15 protein-coding genes are annotated in these 15,045 nt (G+C 68.4%); 10 read left to right on the top strand and 5 right to left on the bottom strand.

Annotated features, from left to right (window positions below; all coding sequences use genetic code 11):
• The first annotated feature begins 23 nt into the window (after window positions 1–23).
• Together znuA and dapB are read left to right on the top strand one after the other, a co-directional pair.
• Entirely contained in the window at window positions 24–1,010 is a 987-nt protein-coding gene (znuA, locus tag J2848_RS27825) for a zinc ABC transporter substrate-binding protein ZnuA (protein ID WP_149234032.1), read from the top strand.
• Window positions 1,011–1,087: 77 nt separating this feature from the next.
• A complete protein-coding gene (dapB, locus tag J2848_RS27820; RefSeq protein ID WP_149234033.1) occupies window positions 1,088–1,885 on the top strand; it encodes a 4-hydroxy-tetrahydrodipicolinate reductase in 798 nt (265 codons plus the stop codon).
• 24 nt (window positions 1,886–1,909) lie between these two features.
• Here dapB and J2848_RS27815 read toward each other — a convergent pair whose 3' ends face one another.
• Window positions 1,910–3,475 carry an HD domain-containing phosphohydrolase gene (locus J2848_RS27815; RefSeq protein ID WP_246194206.1) on the bottom strand — a complete coding sequence of 522 codons (1,566 nt, stop codon included), beginning with the start codon at window positions 3,473–3,475 and terminating at the stop codon, window positions 1,910–1,912.
• 192 nt (window positions 3,476–3,667) lie between these two features.
• A complete protein-coding gene (locus tag J2848_RS27810; RefSeq protein WP_149234035.1) occupies window positions 3,668–4,306 on the bottom strand; it encodes a LysE family translocator in 639 nt (212 codons plus the stop codon).
• A gap of 376 nt (window positions 4,307–4,682) precedes the next feature.
• Between J2848_RS27810 and J2848_RS27805 the strand changes: the two genes are divergently transcribed.
• Both J2848_RS27805 and J2848_RS27800 read left to right on the top strand, forming a co-directional pair.
• Window positions 4,683–4,931, top strand: coding sequence for a hypothetical protein (locus tag J2848_RS27805; RefSeq protein ID WP_149234036.1), 249 nt, complete (start codon window positions 4,683–4,685; stop codon window positions 4,929–4,931).
• Between the two features lie 93 nt (window positions 4,932–5,024).
• Window positions 5,025–5,315, top strand: a complete 291-nt coding sequence (locus J2848_RS27800; RefSeq protein ID WP_149234037.1) for a hypothetical protein — start codon at window positions 5,025–5,027, stop codon at window positions 5,313–5,315.
• A gap of 114 nt (window positions 5,316–5,429) precedes the next feature.
• Here the strand turns inward: J2848_RS27800 and J2848_RS27795 are convergent, their stop codons facing one another.
• Window positions 5,430–5,681: a hypothetical protein gene (locus J2848_RS27795; RefSeq protein WP_109048879.1), complete on the bottom strand. Its 252-nt coding sequence runs from the start codon at window positions 5,679–5,681 to the stop codon at window positions 5,430–5,432.
• 507 nt (window positions 5,682–6,188) lie between these two features.
• Here J2848_RS27795 and J2848_RS27790 point away from each other — a divergent pair.
• From J2848_RS27790 to J2848_RS27775, 4 genes are all read left to right on the top strand, one after another.
• Window positions 6,189–9,755: a hybrid sensor histidine kinase/response regulator gene (locus J2848_RS27790; protein ID WP_149234038.1), complete on the top strand. Its 3,567-nt coding sequence runs from the start codon at window positions 6,189–6,191 to the stop codon at window positions 9,753–9,755.
• Between the two features lie 53 nt (window positions 9,756–9,808).
• Window positions 9,809–10,495, top strand: a complete 687-nt coding sequence (locus J2848_RS27785; RefSeq protein WP_149234039.1) for a response regulator transcription factor — start codon at window positions 9,809–9,811, stop codon at window positions 10,493–10,495.
• Between the two features lie 101 nt (window positions 10,496–10,596).
• The gene (locus tag J2848_RS27780; RefSeq protein ID WP_149234040.1) at window positions 10,597–11,772 is read left to right on the top strand and encodes a DNA polymerase IV; all 1,176 of its coding nucleotides are present in this window, start codon (window positions 10,597–10,599) and stop codon (window positions 11,770–11,772) included.
• A gap of 55 nt (window positions 11,773–11,827) precedes the next feature.
• Window positions 11,828–12,292 carry an HD domain-containing protein gene (locus tag J2848_RS27775; RefSeq protein ID WP_149234041.1) on the top strand — a complete coding sequence of 155 codons (465 nt, stop codon included), beginning with the start codon at window positions 11,828–11,830 and terminating at the stop codon, window positions 12,290–12,292.
• A gap of 13 nt (window positions 12,293–12,305) precedes the next feature.
• On the opposite strand, the gene J2848_RS27770 is transcribed toward J2848_RS27775, so the two are convergent.
• Window positions 12,306–12,785 (bottom strand): Lrp/AsnC family transcriptional regulator, encoded by a 480-nt coding sequence (locus J2848_RS27770; RefSeq protein ID WP_149234042.1) that lies wholly within the window; start codon window positions 12,783–12,785, stop codon window positions 12,306–12,308.
• A gap of 218 nt (window positions 12,786–13,003) precedes the next feature.
• Here J2848_RS27770 and ald point away from each other — a divergent pair, with 218 nt between their 5' ends.
• Window positions 13,004–14,125 carry an alanine dehydrogenase gene (gene ald / locus J2848_RS27765; RefSeq protein WP_149234043.1) on the top strand — a complete coding sequence of 374 codons (1,122 nt, stop codon included), beginning with the start codon at window positions 13,004–13,006 and terminating at the stop codon, window positions 14,123–14,125.
• A 305-nt stretch (window positions 14,126–14,430) separates the two neighbouring features.
• On the opposite strand, the gene J2848_RS27760 is transcribed toward ald, so the two are convergent.
• A complete protein-coding gene (locus J2848_RS27760) occupies window positions 14,431–14,709 on the bottom strand; it encodes a hypothetical protein (protein ID WP_149234044.1) in 279 nt (92 codons plus the stop codon).
• Window positions 14,710–14,899: 190 nt separating this feature from the next.
• Here J2848_RS27760 and J2848_RS27755 point away from each other — a divergent pair.
• Window positions 14,900–15,045 (top strand): ABC transporter permease subunit (locus J2848_RS27755; protein WP_436232166.1); only part of this gene is annotated, 146 nt, incomplete at its 3' end.

Below are 15,045 nucleotides of genomic sequence, written 5' to 3'. Positions count from 1 at the left end.
AGCAAGTCGAGAGGATCCCTCCCATGCGCCTCACCGCGCTGTCCGCCATTGCGACCGCCGCCTTCGTCGCAACCGCCGCCTTGCCGGCCTGGGCCGAGGCGCCAAAGGTGGTGGTGTCGATCAAGCCGATCCACTCCCTGGTCGCGTCCGTCATGCACGGGGTGGGCGAACCGACGCTGCTGGTCCGCGGCGGCGCCTCGCCGCACAGCTACACGATGAAGCCGTCGGACGCGAAGGCGCTGTCGGCCGCCGATCTGGTGGTCTGGGTCGGTCCCGAGATGGAAGGCTTCCTGGAAAAGCCGTTGCAGGCCAACGCGCCGAAGGCGACGAAGCTGACCCTGATGGACCTGAAGGGCCTGACCCTGCTGCAAACCCGCGAGGGCGGCGCCTGGGAGCCGCATGACCATGGGCATGAGGGGCATGGACATGACAGCCACAAGGATCACGATCATAAGGACCAGGACGACCATAAGGATAGCGACGATGGCCACGACGAACTGAACACCCACATCTGGCTCGACCCCGCCAACGCCCGCGCCATCGTCACCGCGACGGCCGACGCTCTGGCCGCCAAGGATCCGGCCGATGCCGAGGCTTACCGCACCAACGCCGACCGCACGCTCCAGGCCATCGACGCCCTGGACGCCGAGCTGAAGGCCACGCTGGCGCCGCTGAAGGACAGGCCCTTCGTCGTCTTCCACGACGCCTACCAGTATTTCGAGGCGCGCTACGACCTGTCGGCGGTCGGTTCCATCACCGTCAGCCCCGATCGCCGCCCCTCGGCCAAGCGCCTGTCGGCGATCCGCGCCAAGATCGCCGGCCTGAACGCGGCCTGCGTCTTCGCCGAACCGCAGTTCGAACCGACGCTGGTCCGCACGGTGGTGGAGGGCACCAAGGCCAGGACCGGCGTGCTCGATCCCGAGGGCGCCGACCTGCCGCAGGGCGAAGCGCTCTACCCCACCTTGATGCGCAACCTCGCCGCATCGCTGCGCGGCTGCCTTGGCGCTTAAGCCCCGGCCGGGCCTGTGCTAAACCGCTGGGAGGGCGGAAAAGTCCGGCCGGAAGAGCTGAACAGAGGATGGGCGTCATGAAGATCGGTGTCGTCGGGTGCGCGGGGCGCATGGGCCAGATGCTGGTGCGCGAGATCGCGGCGACCGCGGGCTGCACGCTGGCCGGCGGGACCGAGCGGGTCGGCGGCCCGGCTCTCGGCAAGGATCTGGGCGTGCTGGCCGGGCTGGAGCCGCTGGGCGTGACCGCCATCGACGATCCGGTCGCCCTGTTCGCCGACTCCGATGCAGTGATCGACTTCACCAGCCCCGAGTCGACGGAGCGGCACGCAGCACTCGCCGCCCAGTCGGAAACCGTGCTGGTCATCGGCACCACCGGCCTGAACCCGTCGCAGCAGGCGGCCATCGCCACCGCGGCCACCCACACCGCCATCGTCCAGTCGCCCAACATGTCGTTGGGCGTCAACCTGCTGCTGGCGCTGGTCGAGCAGGTCGCCCACGCGCTGGACGACGACTTCGACATCGACATCCTGGAGATGCACCACCGCCGCAAGGTCGATGCGCCGTCGGGCACCGCACTCGGCCTCGGCCGTGCCGCGGCGGCCGGGCGCGGGGTGATGCTGGAGGATGTCTGGCAGAAGGTGCGTGACGGCCACACCGGCGCCCGCCCGCGCGGCGAGATCGGCTTCGCCACGCTGCGCGGCGGCGACGTGATCGGCGACCACACCGTGATGTTCGCCAGCGACGGCGAGCGGATCGAGCTGACCCACAAGGCGTCCGGCCGCCAGATCTACGCCAAGGGCGCCGTCCGCGCCGCCCTGTGGGCGCAGGACAAGACGCCGGGCCTCTACAGCATGCGCGACGTGCTGGGCGTCTGATCGACGTGTGGGCGGGGCGGCCGGTTACACTCCCGCCCCGTCGCGTTCCAGCACCACCAGGAAGGCGTCGACCACCCGCGGATCGAAATGGCTGCCGGCTTCGGCGCGCAGCAGGTCCAGCACCTCGCCGATGTCCCATGCCTTCTTGTAGGGCCGGCGGTGCAGCAGCGCGTCGAACACGTCGGCGACGGCGACGATGCGGCCGGCCAGCGGGATGGCGTCGCCGGCCAACCCCTGCGGATAGCCGCTGCCGTCGAACTTCTCGTGGTGGCTCTCGGCGATCTCGGCGCCCATCGACAGATAGCCGCGGCGGTCGCCGCCGGAAGCGTCGCGCAGGATGCTGCCGCCGATGGCAGCGTGCTCGCGCATGACCGCCATCTCCCCGTCATCCAGCCGGCCCGGCTTGCGCAGGATGGCGTCGGGAATGCCGACCTTGCCGACATCGTGCAGAACGCTGGCCAACCCGATGGTGTCGCAGAACCAGTCGTCCAGCTCGTCGGCGAAGGCGTTGCGGGCATGGAGTTCGCGGGCGATGGCGGTGGCCCAGCGGCCCAGCCGCCTCACATGGTCGCCGGTGACCTCGTCCTTGTATTCGGCCAGCTTGCCCAGCGCATGGACGGTGGCGATCTGCGCCTGGTTCAGCCGCTCATAGAGCCGCAGATTGTCCAGCCCGGCCGCCGCCTTGCCGCACAGCAGTTCCACCAGCGGCCGGTCGCCCTCGGCGAAGGGTCCGCCCAGCAGGCAGAGCGCCAGCGGTGCCGCATCGCGCCCGCGCAGGACCGCGATGCCGTGGCGGGCACCCCAGCGCGTCTGCCCGTCGGCCAGCGCCGCCATGATGTCGGCGGCCGCCTCCGGCGGCAGGATGTCGATGGCCGCCTCCGGCGGCAGGTCGGGCGGCAGCCCGGCCTCCGCCAGGATCGCCGGTCCGCCATCCTCGCCGACACCGCACAGCAGGGCGGATCGGGCGTCGGTCACCAGCGCCGCCGCCCGCCCGACCAGCCCGGCCAGGAACTGGGAGCGCGAGTGCAGCCCGGCCAGATGGTCGGCCGCCTCCATCACCCGCTCCAGTCCCTGCCGGCCGCGCTCGATGGCGGCGATGTGCTGGTAGGAGCGCAGGGCGGCGACGGCGGCGGTGTAGAGCTTCTGCGCCGTCAGCTCGCTCTTCGCCTTGTAGTCGTTGATGTCGTAGCTGAGGATGACATCGCGTTCCGGCGCCTGCCCCGGCTGGCCGGTGCGCAGGATGATGCGGACCTGCCGGTTGCCCATCTCCTCGCGGATGTGGCGGACCAGCTTCAGGCCGGCATCGTCGGTCTCCATCACCACGTCCAGCAGGATGGCGGCGATGCCGGGCTGCTCGGCCAGCAGCGACCGCGCCTGCCGCGCGGTGTAGGCGGACAGGAAACGGACCGGCCGCTCCTCGAACATCATTTCGCCCAGCACGACGCGGGTGATGGCGTGGACCTCGTGGTCGTCGTCAACGATCAGGATCAGCCAGGGCGGGTTGCGCCGCCCGCCGTCGGCGGACTCCTCCGCCTCGGCGGCGAATTCCAGGACATCGCCTGCGGACTCCCGCGGGGACTTTTCCGCCATGCCACCCCCGTTGACCCCGTCGGACATCACCGCCCCCGCGGTTCCAATTTGCTGCGGCCGGCTTCAGGAAAGTTACCGGCGCGTGCATCCCCAAAGTCACTGACAATTTTCAGTGAAGTTATAATGATTTGTCAACAAGCCGGCGCCGGACAGCGATCCTGGCGCGCCGGACTCCGCCTCAGGCCATTCGGGTCAGGCCGTCCGCTTCCACGCCACGGTCAGCAGTCCGGCCCCCATCAGCAGCGACCCGCCGACCCGGTTGACCGCCCGCTGCACCGACGGCGTCCGCACCGCCCGCCGCGCCGCCGAGGCCAGCAGGGCATAGCCGGCGGCGTTCAGCGTCGCCAGCACCAGGAAGGTCGCCTCCATCACCACCATCTGCCCGGCCAGCGGCCGGCCGGTGTCGAGGAACTGCGGCAGGAAGGCGACGAAGAAGACGATGCTCTTGGGGTTCAGCGCAGTGACGGCATAGGTGTGCAGCATCATGCGCCAGGGCCGCACCGCCGACTCCCCTGCCGACTCGTCGGCCATCGCCTCCGTCCCCCTGACCGGCGCCCGCCACAGCTTGAGACCTAGATAGACCAGATAGGCGGCACCCGCCCATTTCAGCCCGGTGAACAGCGCTGCCGAGGTCGACAACAGCACCCCCAGACCCAGCATGGAGGCGGTCATCGCCGTGAAGTCGCCCAGCGCCACCCCGGCCACCGTCGCCATGGCCGATTTCCGCCCATGGCCCAGCGCATAGGACACGACGATCAGCACCGTCGGCCCCGGGATCATCAGCATGATGGCGGAAGCGGCGGCGAAGGCGAGCCACAGGTCGGGGGACATGGATCGGGTCTCCGGTACGGAAGGGTCCATTCATCAATCCACAGCACGCGCGCCCGTGCAATGGCGTTGGGGCCGCCGGCCGGAAAAGCAGCACGCCCATAGGTGAAACCTTGCCCGGCGCAAGAGCGGAGTGGTAATGGGTCAGGCCGGAATTTGCCGCGTCAGACCCGCGAAACGGTCACGGGCGGAATAATTCGCCGCCACCTATGTTGGTGTCGGTATCGGCCGGTCCGCGGCGGCATCGCCAGGGCGCCGGTTGTGACAGCATCGTTGAATTGTCACAGCCGAACGTCATAGGCACCATTGTGGAAACCGATCCAAAGGTCTAGTCTGTTCGTGCCCCCAACAATCTTCCGAACATAGGAAGGTGCCATCCATGAATCTGCACAGTCTGGCCAGCGACATGGTGCAAACCGCTCTGGCCTGTGAAAAGGCGCTCCCCGGACGGGTGAACGCCGACGAACATGATCTCGCCCGGCATATCCTGGTCGAACCCGACCACGCCTGGCACGTTTGCGAGACCTATGCCCGCGCTGTCAGCATTCCGGTCGAACAGCTCCCGGTCAGCCAGCTCCGCGGCCTCATCAGCGACATCGTCCTGTCGAAGCTTCCCCGTTACGACTGAGTTTCTCGATCCCAAGGGCCGGCGCCGTATCCGGCCGATGGCCGGAACGATCCGGGTTTTCAAATCCCGCACTCCAAGTTCCGTGGTGCCACCATGGCGATCGAGCTTCATTCCTTTACCGTAACGCTGGCCGTCGCGGATGCGACCGGATGCGCCAGCGCCGCCGAACACCGCGCCCGCATCTGGAAGGCCGTGTCCGAACTGTCGGCTGCCGTCCGCAATGCCGGCATGGCGACCGAGGCCCGTTTCCGCGGCCAGGACCGCCAGGGCCATGTCCTGTTCGAGGCGACCGACACCGGCGCCGCCTTCCTGCGCGGTCTTCCCGCCATCGCCCGCGTCGACGACGCGCGCATGAATGGCGGACGCGTCCAGCTTCGTCACTGAAGCTTCGTCATTGACGGGCCGCGGTCTCCGCACCGCCTGAAAAAAGAAGGCCCGCCGCTCCGATCCGGGGCGGCGGGCCTTGCCGTGTCCTACGGCGATTTTCCTGGAGCGATTTCAGCGCGCGCGGTGGCGCAGGGGCCGGACGTTGCTTTCGGTCTCGACCTCTTCCTCGGTCGGGCGGACCTTCTTCAACTGGACAATGAAGCGCTCCGCGCCGTTCTCCATCACGGCGATGCCGGTCAGGCCATGCGCCCAGTCACAGGGAACAACGTGGATTTCCTTGATGGTGGCGGTGCCGGCGGCAAGCTCCGCGCGGTCCAGGACCACGTCCCCGACCCGGAACCCCAAATAGGCGTCGATCAGCATTCTCTTGGGCGTCCGTCTTCCGTTTCAGGCCACGCACCGGGTCCGGCACCGACGGCCGGGCTCCCTGACGATGGACCATCTTGCCATAGATTGGGCCGTTCGCGACGCTTTCCCAGCGATGACGACGCAGTAAACCGACTGGGGCCCCCGTTTGTCCACTGCCGGTGGGGCCCGGACGGCGGGCGCGGAAGCGGCCACCCCCGCACGAGGGAGGAGACGGAAGCGGCCGCTTCGGCGGTCCCCAAGCCTGAGCGGATGCCCAAGGCCGGGAGCCTGGAACACCAGCCGTCGCACCAGCGGCGACCGGGACGGCGGCGTCCGGCAGACACAGAATAGTTCGGAAGGCAAACCATATGCGCCCCCTACCTTCGTTCAACGCTGCACAGTTTTTAAGCAACGCCGAGCCCGCCCGTTGTTGGCGGACAGAAGCTTGAGATAGGGTCGCTCCAAAGCCCTCTCCTGGGACGGGAGAGGGTGATCCTCCCCACCCCAAGAGGTCCGTCGGTCGTGCAGAGTTGGCTGGTGCTGGCCGTTTCGGCGGCCTATCTGGGGGTGCTGTTCGCCATCGCCTGGTGGGGCGACCGGCGCACCGCCGGGGGCGCGCTGCTGTCGCCATCGCCGCGGTCGGCCGGCATCCTCTATGCGCTGACGCTGTGCATCTACAACACCAGCTGGAGCTTCTACGGATCGGTCGGACGGGCATCGGCCAGCGGCTTCGATTTCCTGCCGATCTATCTGGCGCCGATGATCCTGCTGCTGGCGGCGCGGCCGGTGCTGACCAAGACCATCGCCATCACCAAGGCGCAGAACGTCACCTCCATCGCCGACTTCATCGGCGCCCGTTACGGCAAGAGCCAGGCGGTGGCGGCGCTGGTGACGCTGACGGCCCTGGTCGGCGTGCTGCCCTACATCGCCTTGCAGCTGAAGGCGGTGGCCGCCAGCTTCGATGTGCTGACATCCCCGTCGCTGACGGCACCGGCCGCCCTGCCGCCGCCGATCTGGGGCGACACCGCCTTCGCGGTGGCGCTGTCGATGGCGGTCTTCACCATTCTGTTCGGCGTCCGCCACATCAACGCCAGCGAGCATCACCGCGGCCTGATGCTGGCCATCGCCTTCGAAAGCCTGGTGAAGCTGACCGTCTTCCTGGCGGTGGCGGCCTTCATCGTCTGGGGCATGTTCGACGGCTACGGCGACCTGATCACCCGGCCTCAGGCAGCCCCGCTGCTGTCGCCCGACTTCACCGACCCGACCTGGTGGTCGAACACGGCGATCTCGATCATCGCCTTCCTCTGCCTGCCGCAGATGTACCATGTGATGACGGTGGAGAACGACAGCCCCCGCCATCTGCGCGCCGCCGCCTGGATGTACCCGACCTATCTGGTGGCCCTCAGCGCGCTGATGATCCCCATCGCGGTGGCCGGCCTGATCACCTTCGAAGACGGCATCAACCCCGACACCTTCATGATCACCCTGCCGATCGCGGCGGGGGCGAGCGGTTTCAGCCTGCTGTCCTTCATCGGCGGCCTGTCGGCGGCGACCGGGATGGTCATCGTCGCCGCGGTGTCGCTCAGCACCATGCTGTGCAACGACGTGGTGATGCCGCTGCTGCTCAGCCGGCCCCGCTTCGCCGCCCGCGTCGGCCGGCGCGACATGGTCGGCACGCTGCTGCTGGTGCGCCGGCTGTCGGTGCTGGGCATCCTGCTGCTGGCCTATGTCATGCACCGGCTGGTCGACCGCGATTACCCGCTGACCGTCATCGGCCTCCTGTCCTTCGTCGCGGTGGCGCAGTTCGGTCCGGCCTTCTTCGGCGGGCTCTACTGGCCGCGCGCCAACCGGGTGGGGGCGCTGGCCGGCCTCGGGGCCGGCTTCCTGCTGTGGGTCTACACGCTGCTGGTGCCGTCGATGGCGCGCATCGTGCCGGTGCCGGACGCCTTCCTCGATCTCGGCCCCTGGGGCATCGGCTGGCTGCGCCCGCAGGCACTGTTCGGGATCGACGGGCTCGACCCCATCTCCCACGCCAGCCTGTGGAGCCTGCTCGCCAACCTGATCGCCTTCGTCGCCGGCTCGCTGCTGGCCCGACCCAGTGCCGTGGAGCGCACCCAGGCCGTCTTCTACACCACCGCCACCGCCGACCGGGACGAGGACGACACCCCCCAGGCGCTGGCCAAGCTGGCCGACCTGCGGGCACTCGCCATCCGCTTCGTCGGGGCGGAGCGCGGCAACGCCGCCTTCGATGCTTACGCCGCCAGAGGCGGCCTGCTCCATGCCGCCGGCCGCAAGGGCGAGACCGGCCCCGCCGACCTCGACGCCGTCCGCTTCACCGAGACGCTGATCGCCGGCGCCATCGGGGCGGCGTCGGCGCGGGTGGTGATGGCCGCCTCGCTCCAGGGCCGCTCGCTGTCGCGCGGCGACGCCATGGCGATGCTGGACGAGGCGTCGGAGGCTCTGCGCTTCAACCGCAAGCTTCTCCAGGCGACGCTGGAGAACATCGGCCAGGGCATCTGCGTGATCGACGCCGACCACCGCATCGCCGCCTGGAACCACCGCTATCTGGAACTGCTCGACCTGCCGGCCGACATGGTGCGGGTCGGCGTGCCCTTCGCCGAGCTGATCCGCTTCAACGAGCGGCGCGGCGAATACAGCGCCCACGACATGAAGGCGTTGCTGATCAACCGCGACACCGCCACCCAGCAATGGCCCTACCGTTACGAGCGGCGCCGGCCCGACGGCACGGTGCTGGAGATCGTCGCCAACCCGCTGCCGGAAGGCGGCTATGTTTCCACCTACACCGACGTGACCGAGCGCTACCGCGCCGCCGAGGCATTGCGCGAGGCCAACGAAAGCCTGGAGCACCGCGTGCAGGAACGCACCGACGCGCTCCAGCAGGCGAAGGCGGAGGCCGAGGCGGCCAACGCCAGCAAGACCCGCTTCCTCGCTGCCGCCAGCCACGACCTGCTGCAACCGCTGAACGCCGCCCGCCTGTTCGTCTCGGCGCTGGAGGAGAGCATGCGCGGACCGCTGCCGACACCCGACCAGCGGACGGCCGAATGCGGCATGATCGACAACGCCGCCGCCTCCCTGCGGTCGACAGAGATGCTGCTGGGCGGGCTGCTCGACATCTCCTCGCTGGACGCCGGCAACGTCCGGGTCAAGATGCGCAGCTTCGCCATCGACGAGCTGCTGGGCGGGCTGGGGGTGGAGTTCTCCGCCCTGGCGCAGGAGCGCGGCCTGACGCTGAAGGTGGTCGGCTGCGGTGCGGTGGTGCGCTCAGACCCGCAGCTTTTGCGCCGTGTCCTGCAGAATTTCCTGTCCAACGCCATCCGCTACACACCCAAGGGCCGCGTCCTGCTCGGCTGCCGCCGCCGCCGCGACCCTGTTTATGGTGATCGCCTGCGCATCGAGGTGTGGGACACCGGTCCCGGCATCCCCGAGGCCAAGCGCCACGAGGTGTTCGAGGAATTCCGCCGGCTGGGCGGCGAAAACGGCGGCGGCAACCCGGCCGACAAGGGGCTCGGCCTCGGCCTCGCCATCGTCGACCGCATCGCCCGGCTGCTCGGCCACCCCGTCAGCCTGCGCTCCACCGTCGGGCGCGGCACCGGCTTCGCGGTGGAGGTGCCGATGGAGCAGGCGCGCGCCGCCCCGGTCGACCGCCCGGTCACCACCCCCGCCACCCTGTCCGCCGGGCTGCTGGTTCTGTGCATCGACAATGAGGAGCCGATCCTCGCCGGCCTGCGCGCCCTGCTCGGCCAATGGGGCTGCCGGGTGGCGACGGCGTCGGATGTCGCCGGGGCGCTGGCGGCGCTGGCTCCCTTCGACGGGGCGCTTCCCGACGTGGTCTGCGTCGATTATCACGTCGGGGATGGGCAGACGGGGCTTGCGGTTCTGGAGCGGTTGCGGGAATTGTGGGATCGCCCGGTCAAGGGGCTGCTGCTGACCGCTGACCGCTCCGAAACGGTGCGGGCGGAGGCGGAGCGTTGCGGCTGCGGCGTGCTCTACAAACCGGTGAAGCCGGCGTCGCTGCGCCGCTTCCTGAACGGGGCGGCGCTGCAAACCGCCGCCGTGGCCGAGCGGTAAGGCCGGAACCGGACAAAAGCCGGACGGTCGCAAATGGGGGGAGTGCGGAAGCCATGGGCGAGGACAGCGCTGCGAGCGCATCGATAACGGCTGGACAAACGACCATCGTCATCGGCGACGACCATCCGCTGGTCCAGGCGGCGCTGCGCGACGCGCTGGGCAAGGCGATGCCGGAGGTGCGGGTGATCGAATGCCCGGACCTCGATTCGGTGATGACCGCGGTGGGGCAGCGGCCGGATGACATCGACCTCGTCCTTCTCGACCTCAACATGCCCGGCACCCACGGCTTCGCCGGCCTGTTCCTGATGCTGGCCCATCACCCGACGGTGCCGGTCGCCATCCTGTCGGCCTTGCAGGATTCCGACACCATCCGCCGGGCCTTGGCCTATGGCGCCTCGGGCTACATCCCGAAATCGCTGTCGATGCCGGCGATGGCCGACGCCATCCGCGCCATCCTCTCCGGCGAGACCTGGGCCCCACCGCTCTCCGCCGCCTCGGCGGAAGCCGACGAGGCCGACGCCGCCCGCCGCTTCGCCTCCCTCTCGCCGCAGCAGCTGCGCATCCTGACGATGATCGTCGACGGCAAGCTGAACAAGCAGATCGCCGGAGATCTCAACGTGTCGGAGCAGACGGTGAAGGTCCACGTCTCCAGCATCCTGCGCAAGCTGAACGTGGTCAGCCGCACCCAGGCCGCCGTCGTCGCCGGCCGGCTGGCGGTGGGCGGCGACGTGCTGCGGTGATACCCGCCGGCCTTGTTCCGATCCGCCGAACTCACCATTCGTTCTTCCTTTGTACGCATAAGCTGGCGGTTCGCGCCCCCCTTTGCTAAACTGCCGTCACCATGACCACCGCCCCGCACAGCGTCTGCCGCGACTGCGCCGCCGCCCTGCCAGGTGACGTCACGCGCTGCCCGAAATGCGGCAGCCGCCGGCTGTTCCGCCATGCCGAGCTGCACAGCCTGCCCATCGGCCACATCGACTGCGACAGCTTCTATGCCACCGTGGAAAAGCGCGACCGGCCGGAGCTGGCCAGCCGCCCGGTGATCGTCGGCGGCGACGACCATCGCGGGGTGGTCGCCGCCTGCTGCTATGTCGCACGGATGTCGGGCGTGCGCTCCGCCATGACGATCCGCGAGGCACTGGACCGCTGTCCCGACGCCACCATCATCCGCCCCAACATCGCCAAGTACAAAGAGGTCGGCCATTACGCCCGCGCGATCATGGAGGCCTTCACCCCCCTGGTCGAGCCGATCAGCATCGACGAGGCCTATCTCGACCTGACCGGCGTCGAGGATCGCCTCAGCATCAGCCCGGCCCAGGCGCTGGTGGAGATCGTCCGCCGGTTCGAGCGCGAGCTGCGCATCACCGCCTCCATCGGTCTCAGCTACAACAAGCTGCTGGCGAAGATCGCGTCCGACCTCGACAAGCCGCGCGGCTTCTCGGCACTCGGCCGGGCGGAGGCGGCAACCTTCCTGGCGCCGAAGCGGGTCACCATCCTGTGGGGCGTCGGCCCGGCGCTGGAGCGCAAGCTGTTCGCCGACGGCATCACCCGCGTCGGCGACCTCCAGGACAAGGAGGAGCATTGGCTGGTGAAGCGCTACGGCGCCATGGGCCGGGTGCTCTACAGCTACGCCCGCGGCGAGGATTCCCGCCGGGTCCATCCCGAGTCGCCGAGCAAGAGCATCTCGTCGGAGGAAACCTTCGACTGGGATGTCACCACCCTGCCCGCCCTGGCGCAGGAACTGCGCCCGCTGGCCGACAAGGTCGCCCGCCGGCTGGAGCGCGAAGGATTGCTCGGCCGCAGCGTGGTGCTGAAGCTGAAGACCAAGGATTTCCAGCAGCTGACCCGCTCCCGCCGGGTCGAGCCGACCCGCTCGGCCGAGGCGATCCTCGCCGCCGGCATCGCCCTGCTGGAGCGCGAGGTGGACGGCCGCGCCTTCCGCCTGATCGGCATCGGCTGCACCGACCTGACCCACCCGGAAACCGCCCCCGACCCGGAACTCGACCTGTTCGGCTGAACCGGGGTTATACCGTCGACGTTACGAAGCAAAGACGTGAAAAGGAGAAAGTGCGGTGCTGAACGCGGTCTGGTTTCGCGACACGTTGGAGTTCGCCAAGACCCTCCACCACGGTCAGGTCGACAAGGCCGGCGCCCCCTATTGGATGCATCTGGAACGGGTCGCCCACCGTCTGATGGAGCGGTTCCCCGACGCCACGAAGGCTGAGCTTCAGGCCGCTCTGCTCCATGATGCGATCGAGGATGCCGGCGTCAGCGCGGACGATCTCCGGACCGCCGGGATCGAGGAGGAGGCCATCACCGCCATCCAACTGGTAAGCCGGAACCTTGATCCGGACGGAACCTACCTGGACTGGATCGGACGGATCGCCGCGAGCGGCAACGTCACGGCGATCCGTGTCAAGCTGGCCGACAATCTGGACAACAGCGATCCCGCCCGCGTCGCCGCCCTCGCCGCAGGGCCCCGGATGGTTGCCGAGAAATACGCACCGGCCAGGGCGATCCTCGAACAGGCGCTGTAAGCGGCCCCCGTCTTCAGTCCGCCTGCTCCTCCAGCGCCGGCAGGCTGCCGGGGCGTACGACGCTGCGGATGGCGAAGCTCGACTGGATACGCACCACGCCGGGCAGGCGCGACAGCGAGTCCTTATAGATGCGGTCGTAATCGCTGGGGTCCTGCGCCACCACCCGCAGCAGATAGTCGGAACTGCCGGACAGCAGATAGCATTCCCGCACCTCCGGACAGCGGCGGACGGCGGCGTCGAAGCGGCGCAGATACTCCTCGGTCTGCCGTTCCAGCGTGATCTGGACGATGACCGTCACCGACCGCTCCTCGTCCACCGTCTCGATGATGGCGGTATAGCCGCGGATGACGCCGGAATGCTCCAGCATGTGCAGGCGGCGCAGGCAGGCCGATGGCGACAGCCCGACCTCCGCCGCCAGCTTGGCGTTGCTCATCCGGCCATCCTTGCGGAGCAGGCGGAGGATCTTGTGGTCCAGGGCATCCAGGGCGTGCATGCAACTTTATTCGAAGACGTGGCGGATCATGCGAAAGCTCCACCACACTATGGGGGATTCATGCAAGGCTTTGCAGAGATTCACCCGGTCCGCCGGCCTTATAGTGACATCGCTGAGACAATCAGCCCCACCGATGGTTTCCCGGGATACCAGATCGGCTGGCGGGACCTGATTGGCCGGATTGACTGAAACGGGCGTTCGGATCGGGGAGTTCTGGCATGGTCACGCGCATCGGCGTTCCCAAGGAAATCAAGAACCACGAGTACCGGGTCGGGCTGACGCCGGCATCGGTCCGCGAACTGACGGCGGACGGCCATTCCCTGCTGGTGCAGAGCGGCGCCGGCGCCGAGATCGGCTTTTCCGACGAGGCCTACCGCGCGGCGGGGGCCGAACTCGCCGAGACCGCCGAGGAGGTCTTCGCGAAGGCCGAGCTTATCGTGAAGGTCAAGGAGCCGCAGCCGGCGGAATGTCGCAGGCTGCGCCCGGATCAGGTGCTGTTCACCTATCTGCACCTCGCCCCCGATCCCGAACAGGCCCGGCTGCTGATGGAGAGCGGCTGCACCGCCATCGCCTACGAGACGGTCACCGACCGTGCCGGCCGCCTGCCGCTGCTGGCGCCGATGTCGGAGATCGCCGGCCGCATGGCGATCCAGGTCGGCGCCGTCGCCCTGCAGAAGAGCAACGGCGGCTCCGGCATCCTGCTCGGCGGCGTGCCCGGCGTGCTGCCCGGCAAGGTGCTGGTCATCGGCGGCGGCGTGGTCGGCACCAACGCCGCCCGCATGGCGATGGGGCTGGGCGCCGACGTCACCATCGCCGACCGTTCCATGCCCCGGCTGGCCCAGCTCGACGACCTGTTCGGGCCGCGGCTGAAGACCGTCTACGCCTCGGCCGACGCGGTCGACCGGCTGGTGGCCGATGCCGATCTGGTGGTCGGCGCCGTGCTGGTGCCAGGGGCGGCGGCGCCGAAGCTGGTGCGCCGCGACCAGCTCGCCGGCATGCGCCGCGGCTCGGTGCTGGTGGACGTCGCCATCGACCAGGGCGGCTGCTTCGAGACCAGCCACGCCACCACCCATTCCGACCCGACCTATGTGGTGGACGGCGTCGTCCATTACTGCGTCGCCAACATGCCGGGCGCCGTCGCCCGCACCAGCACCGAGGCGCTGAACCACGCCACCCTGCCCTTCGTCCAGGCGCTGGCCGGCAAGGGCTGGAAACGGGCGCTGGCCGAGGATCCGCACCTGCTGGCCGGGCTGAACGTCCAGGCCGGCCGGCTGACCTATCCGGCGGTCGCCGAGGCTCTGGGACAGCCCTTCACCGACCCGCGCGGACTGGTCGGCTGAGATGTGAACAGCTGTTGACAAAGAACTGAACGAAATTTCTGGGAATCGAGACATCAAAAAATTTCGTTCGGTTTTTTCTGCTGAATCCACGATGAATGTTGTTTTTTTCTGCCGTTCAAAAGAGAGTGTTGCGCACACGGATCAAGTTGCATTACCTGTCTGTCATAAGAAAAAGGGTAACATCCGCAACCGGTGCTTAAGTGCCGGGGCCAAAGACCAAGAACAGTTTTGAACAGGGTAAGGCGCGGCGCCTCTCGCCGACTGGTCCGGACCGGGCGGTCATTCCGCCCGAACTGACCCGAGATTCACGACAGGATGTCCGGCAGCGATGCCGGTGGGAACGCCACGGCCTCAAAGCCGTGCCGCGCAAGGGAGAGCTGTTGGCTATGGTCGAACGACGGAACGCCGCTCGGGTGCAGGACCGCACCCCCGCGACCTCGTCGCATATCCGGATAGCCTCGTCGCGTATCCGGATGACGGAAGACCTGATCCGCCGCCTGCTCCGCCACGCGCAGACCCGCCCCACCGACGTCGGCAGCGGTCCCCTGTAACGATTTCGCCCGAAGCCCCGCCGGATCCAGCATCCGGCGGGGCTTCGGCAGTAACCGGGTGCGGCGGCGGGATTCCAAGCGTCCCCTGCCTCGGTCCTGGATGTTCTCCCCCGTTCATCCGGATCGGAACTCCGCCGCCGCACACGGCTTAATTCAGGTTTTCGGCAAAGGTCTCGTGAGCCTGCCTATTCGGTGATCTGGGAGAGTGGGAGAAGCCTGCCTGATGGACTATTTTCTACAGCAATTGATCAACGGCCTTTCGCTTGGAGCGATCTACGGCCTGATCGCGATCGGCTACACGATGGTGTACGGCATCATCGGGATGATCAACTTCGCCCATGGCGAGATTTACATGATCGGCGCCTTCGT

The sequence above is a fragment of the Azospirillum lipoferum genome (assembly GCF_024170005.1).
GTDB lineage: Bacteria > Pseudomonadota > Alphaproteobacteria > Azospirillales > Azospirillaceae > Azospirillum > Azospirillum lipoferum.
This window is presented reverse-complemented; position numbering and strand designations above follow the sequence as displayed.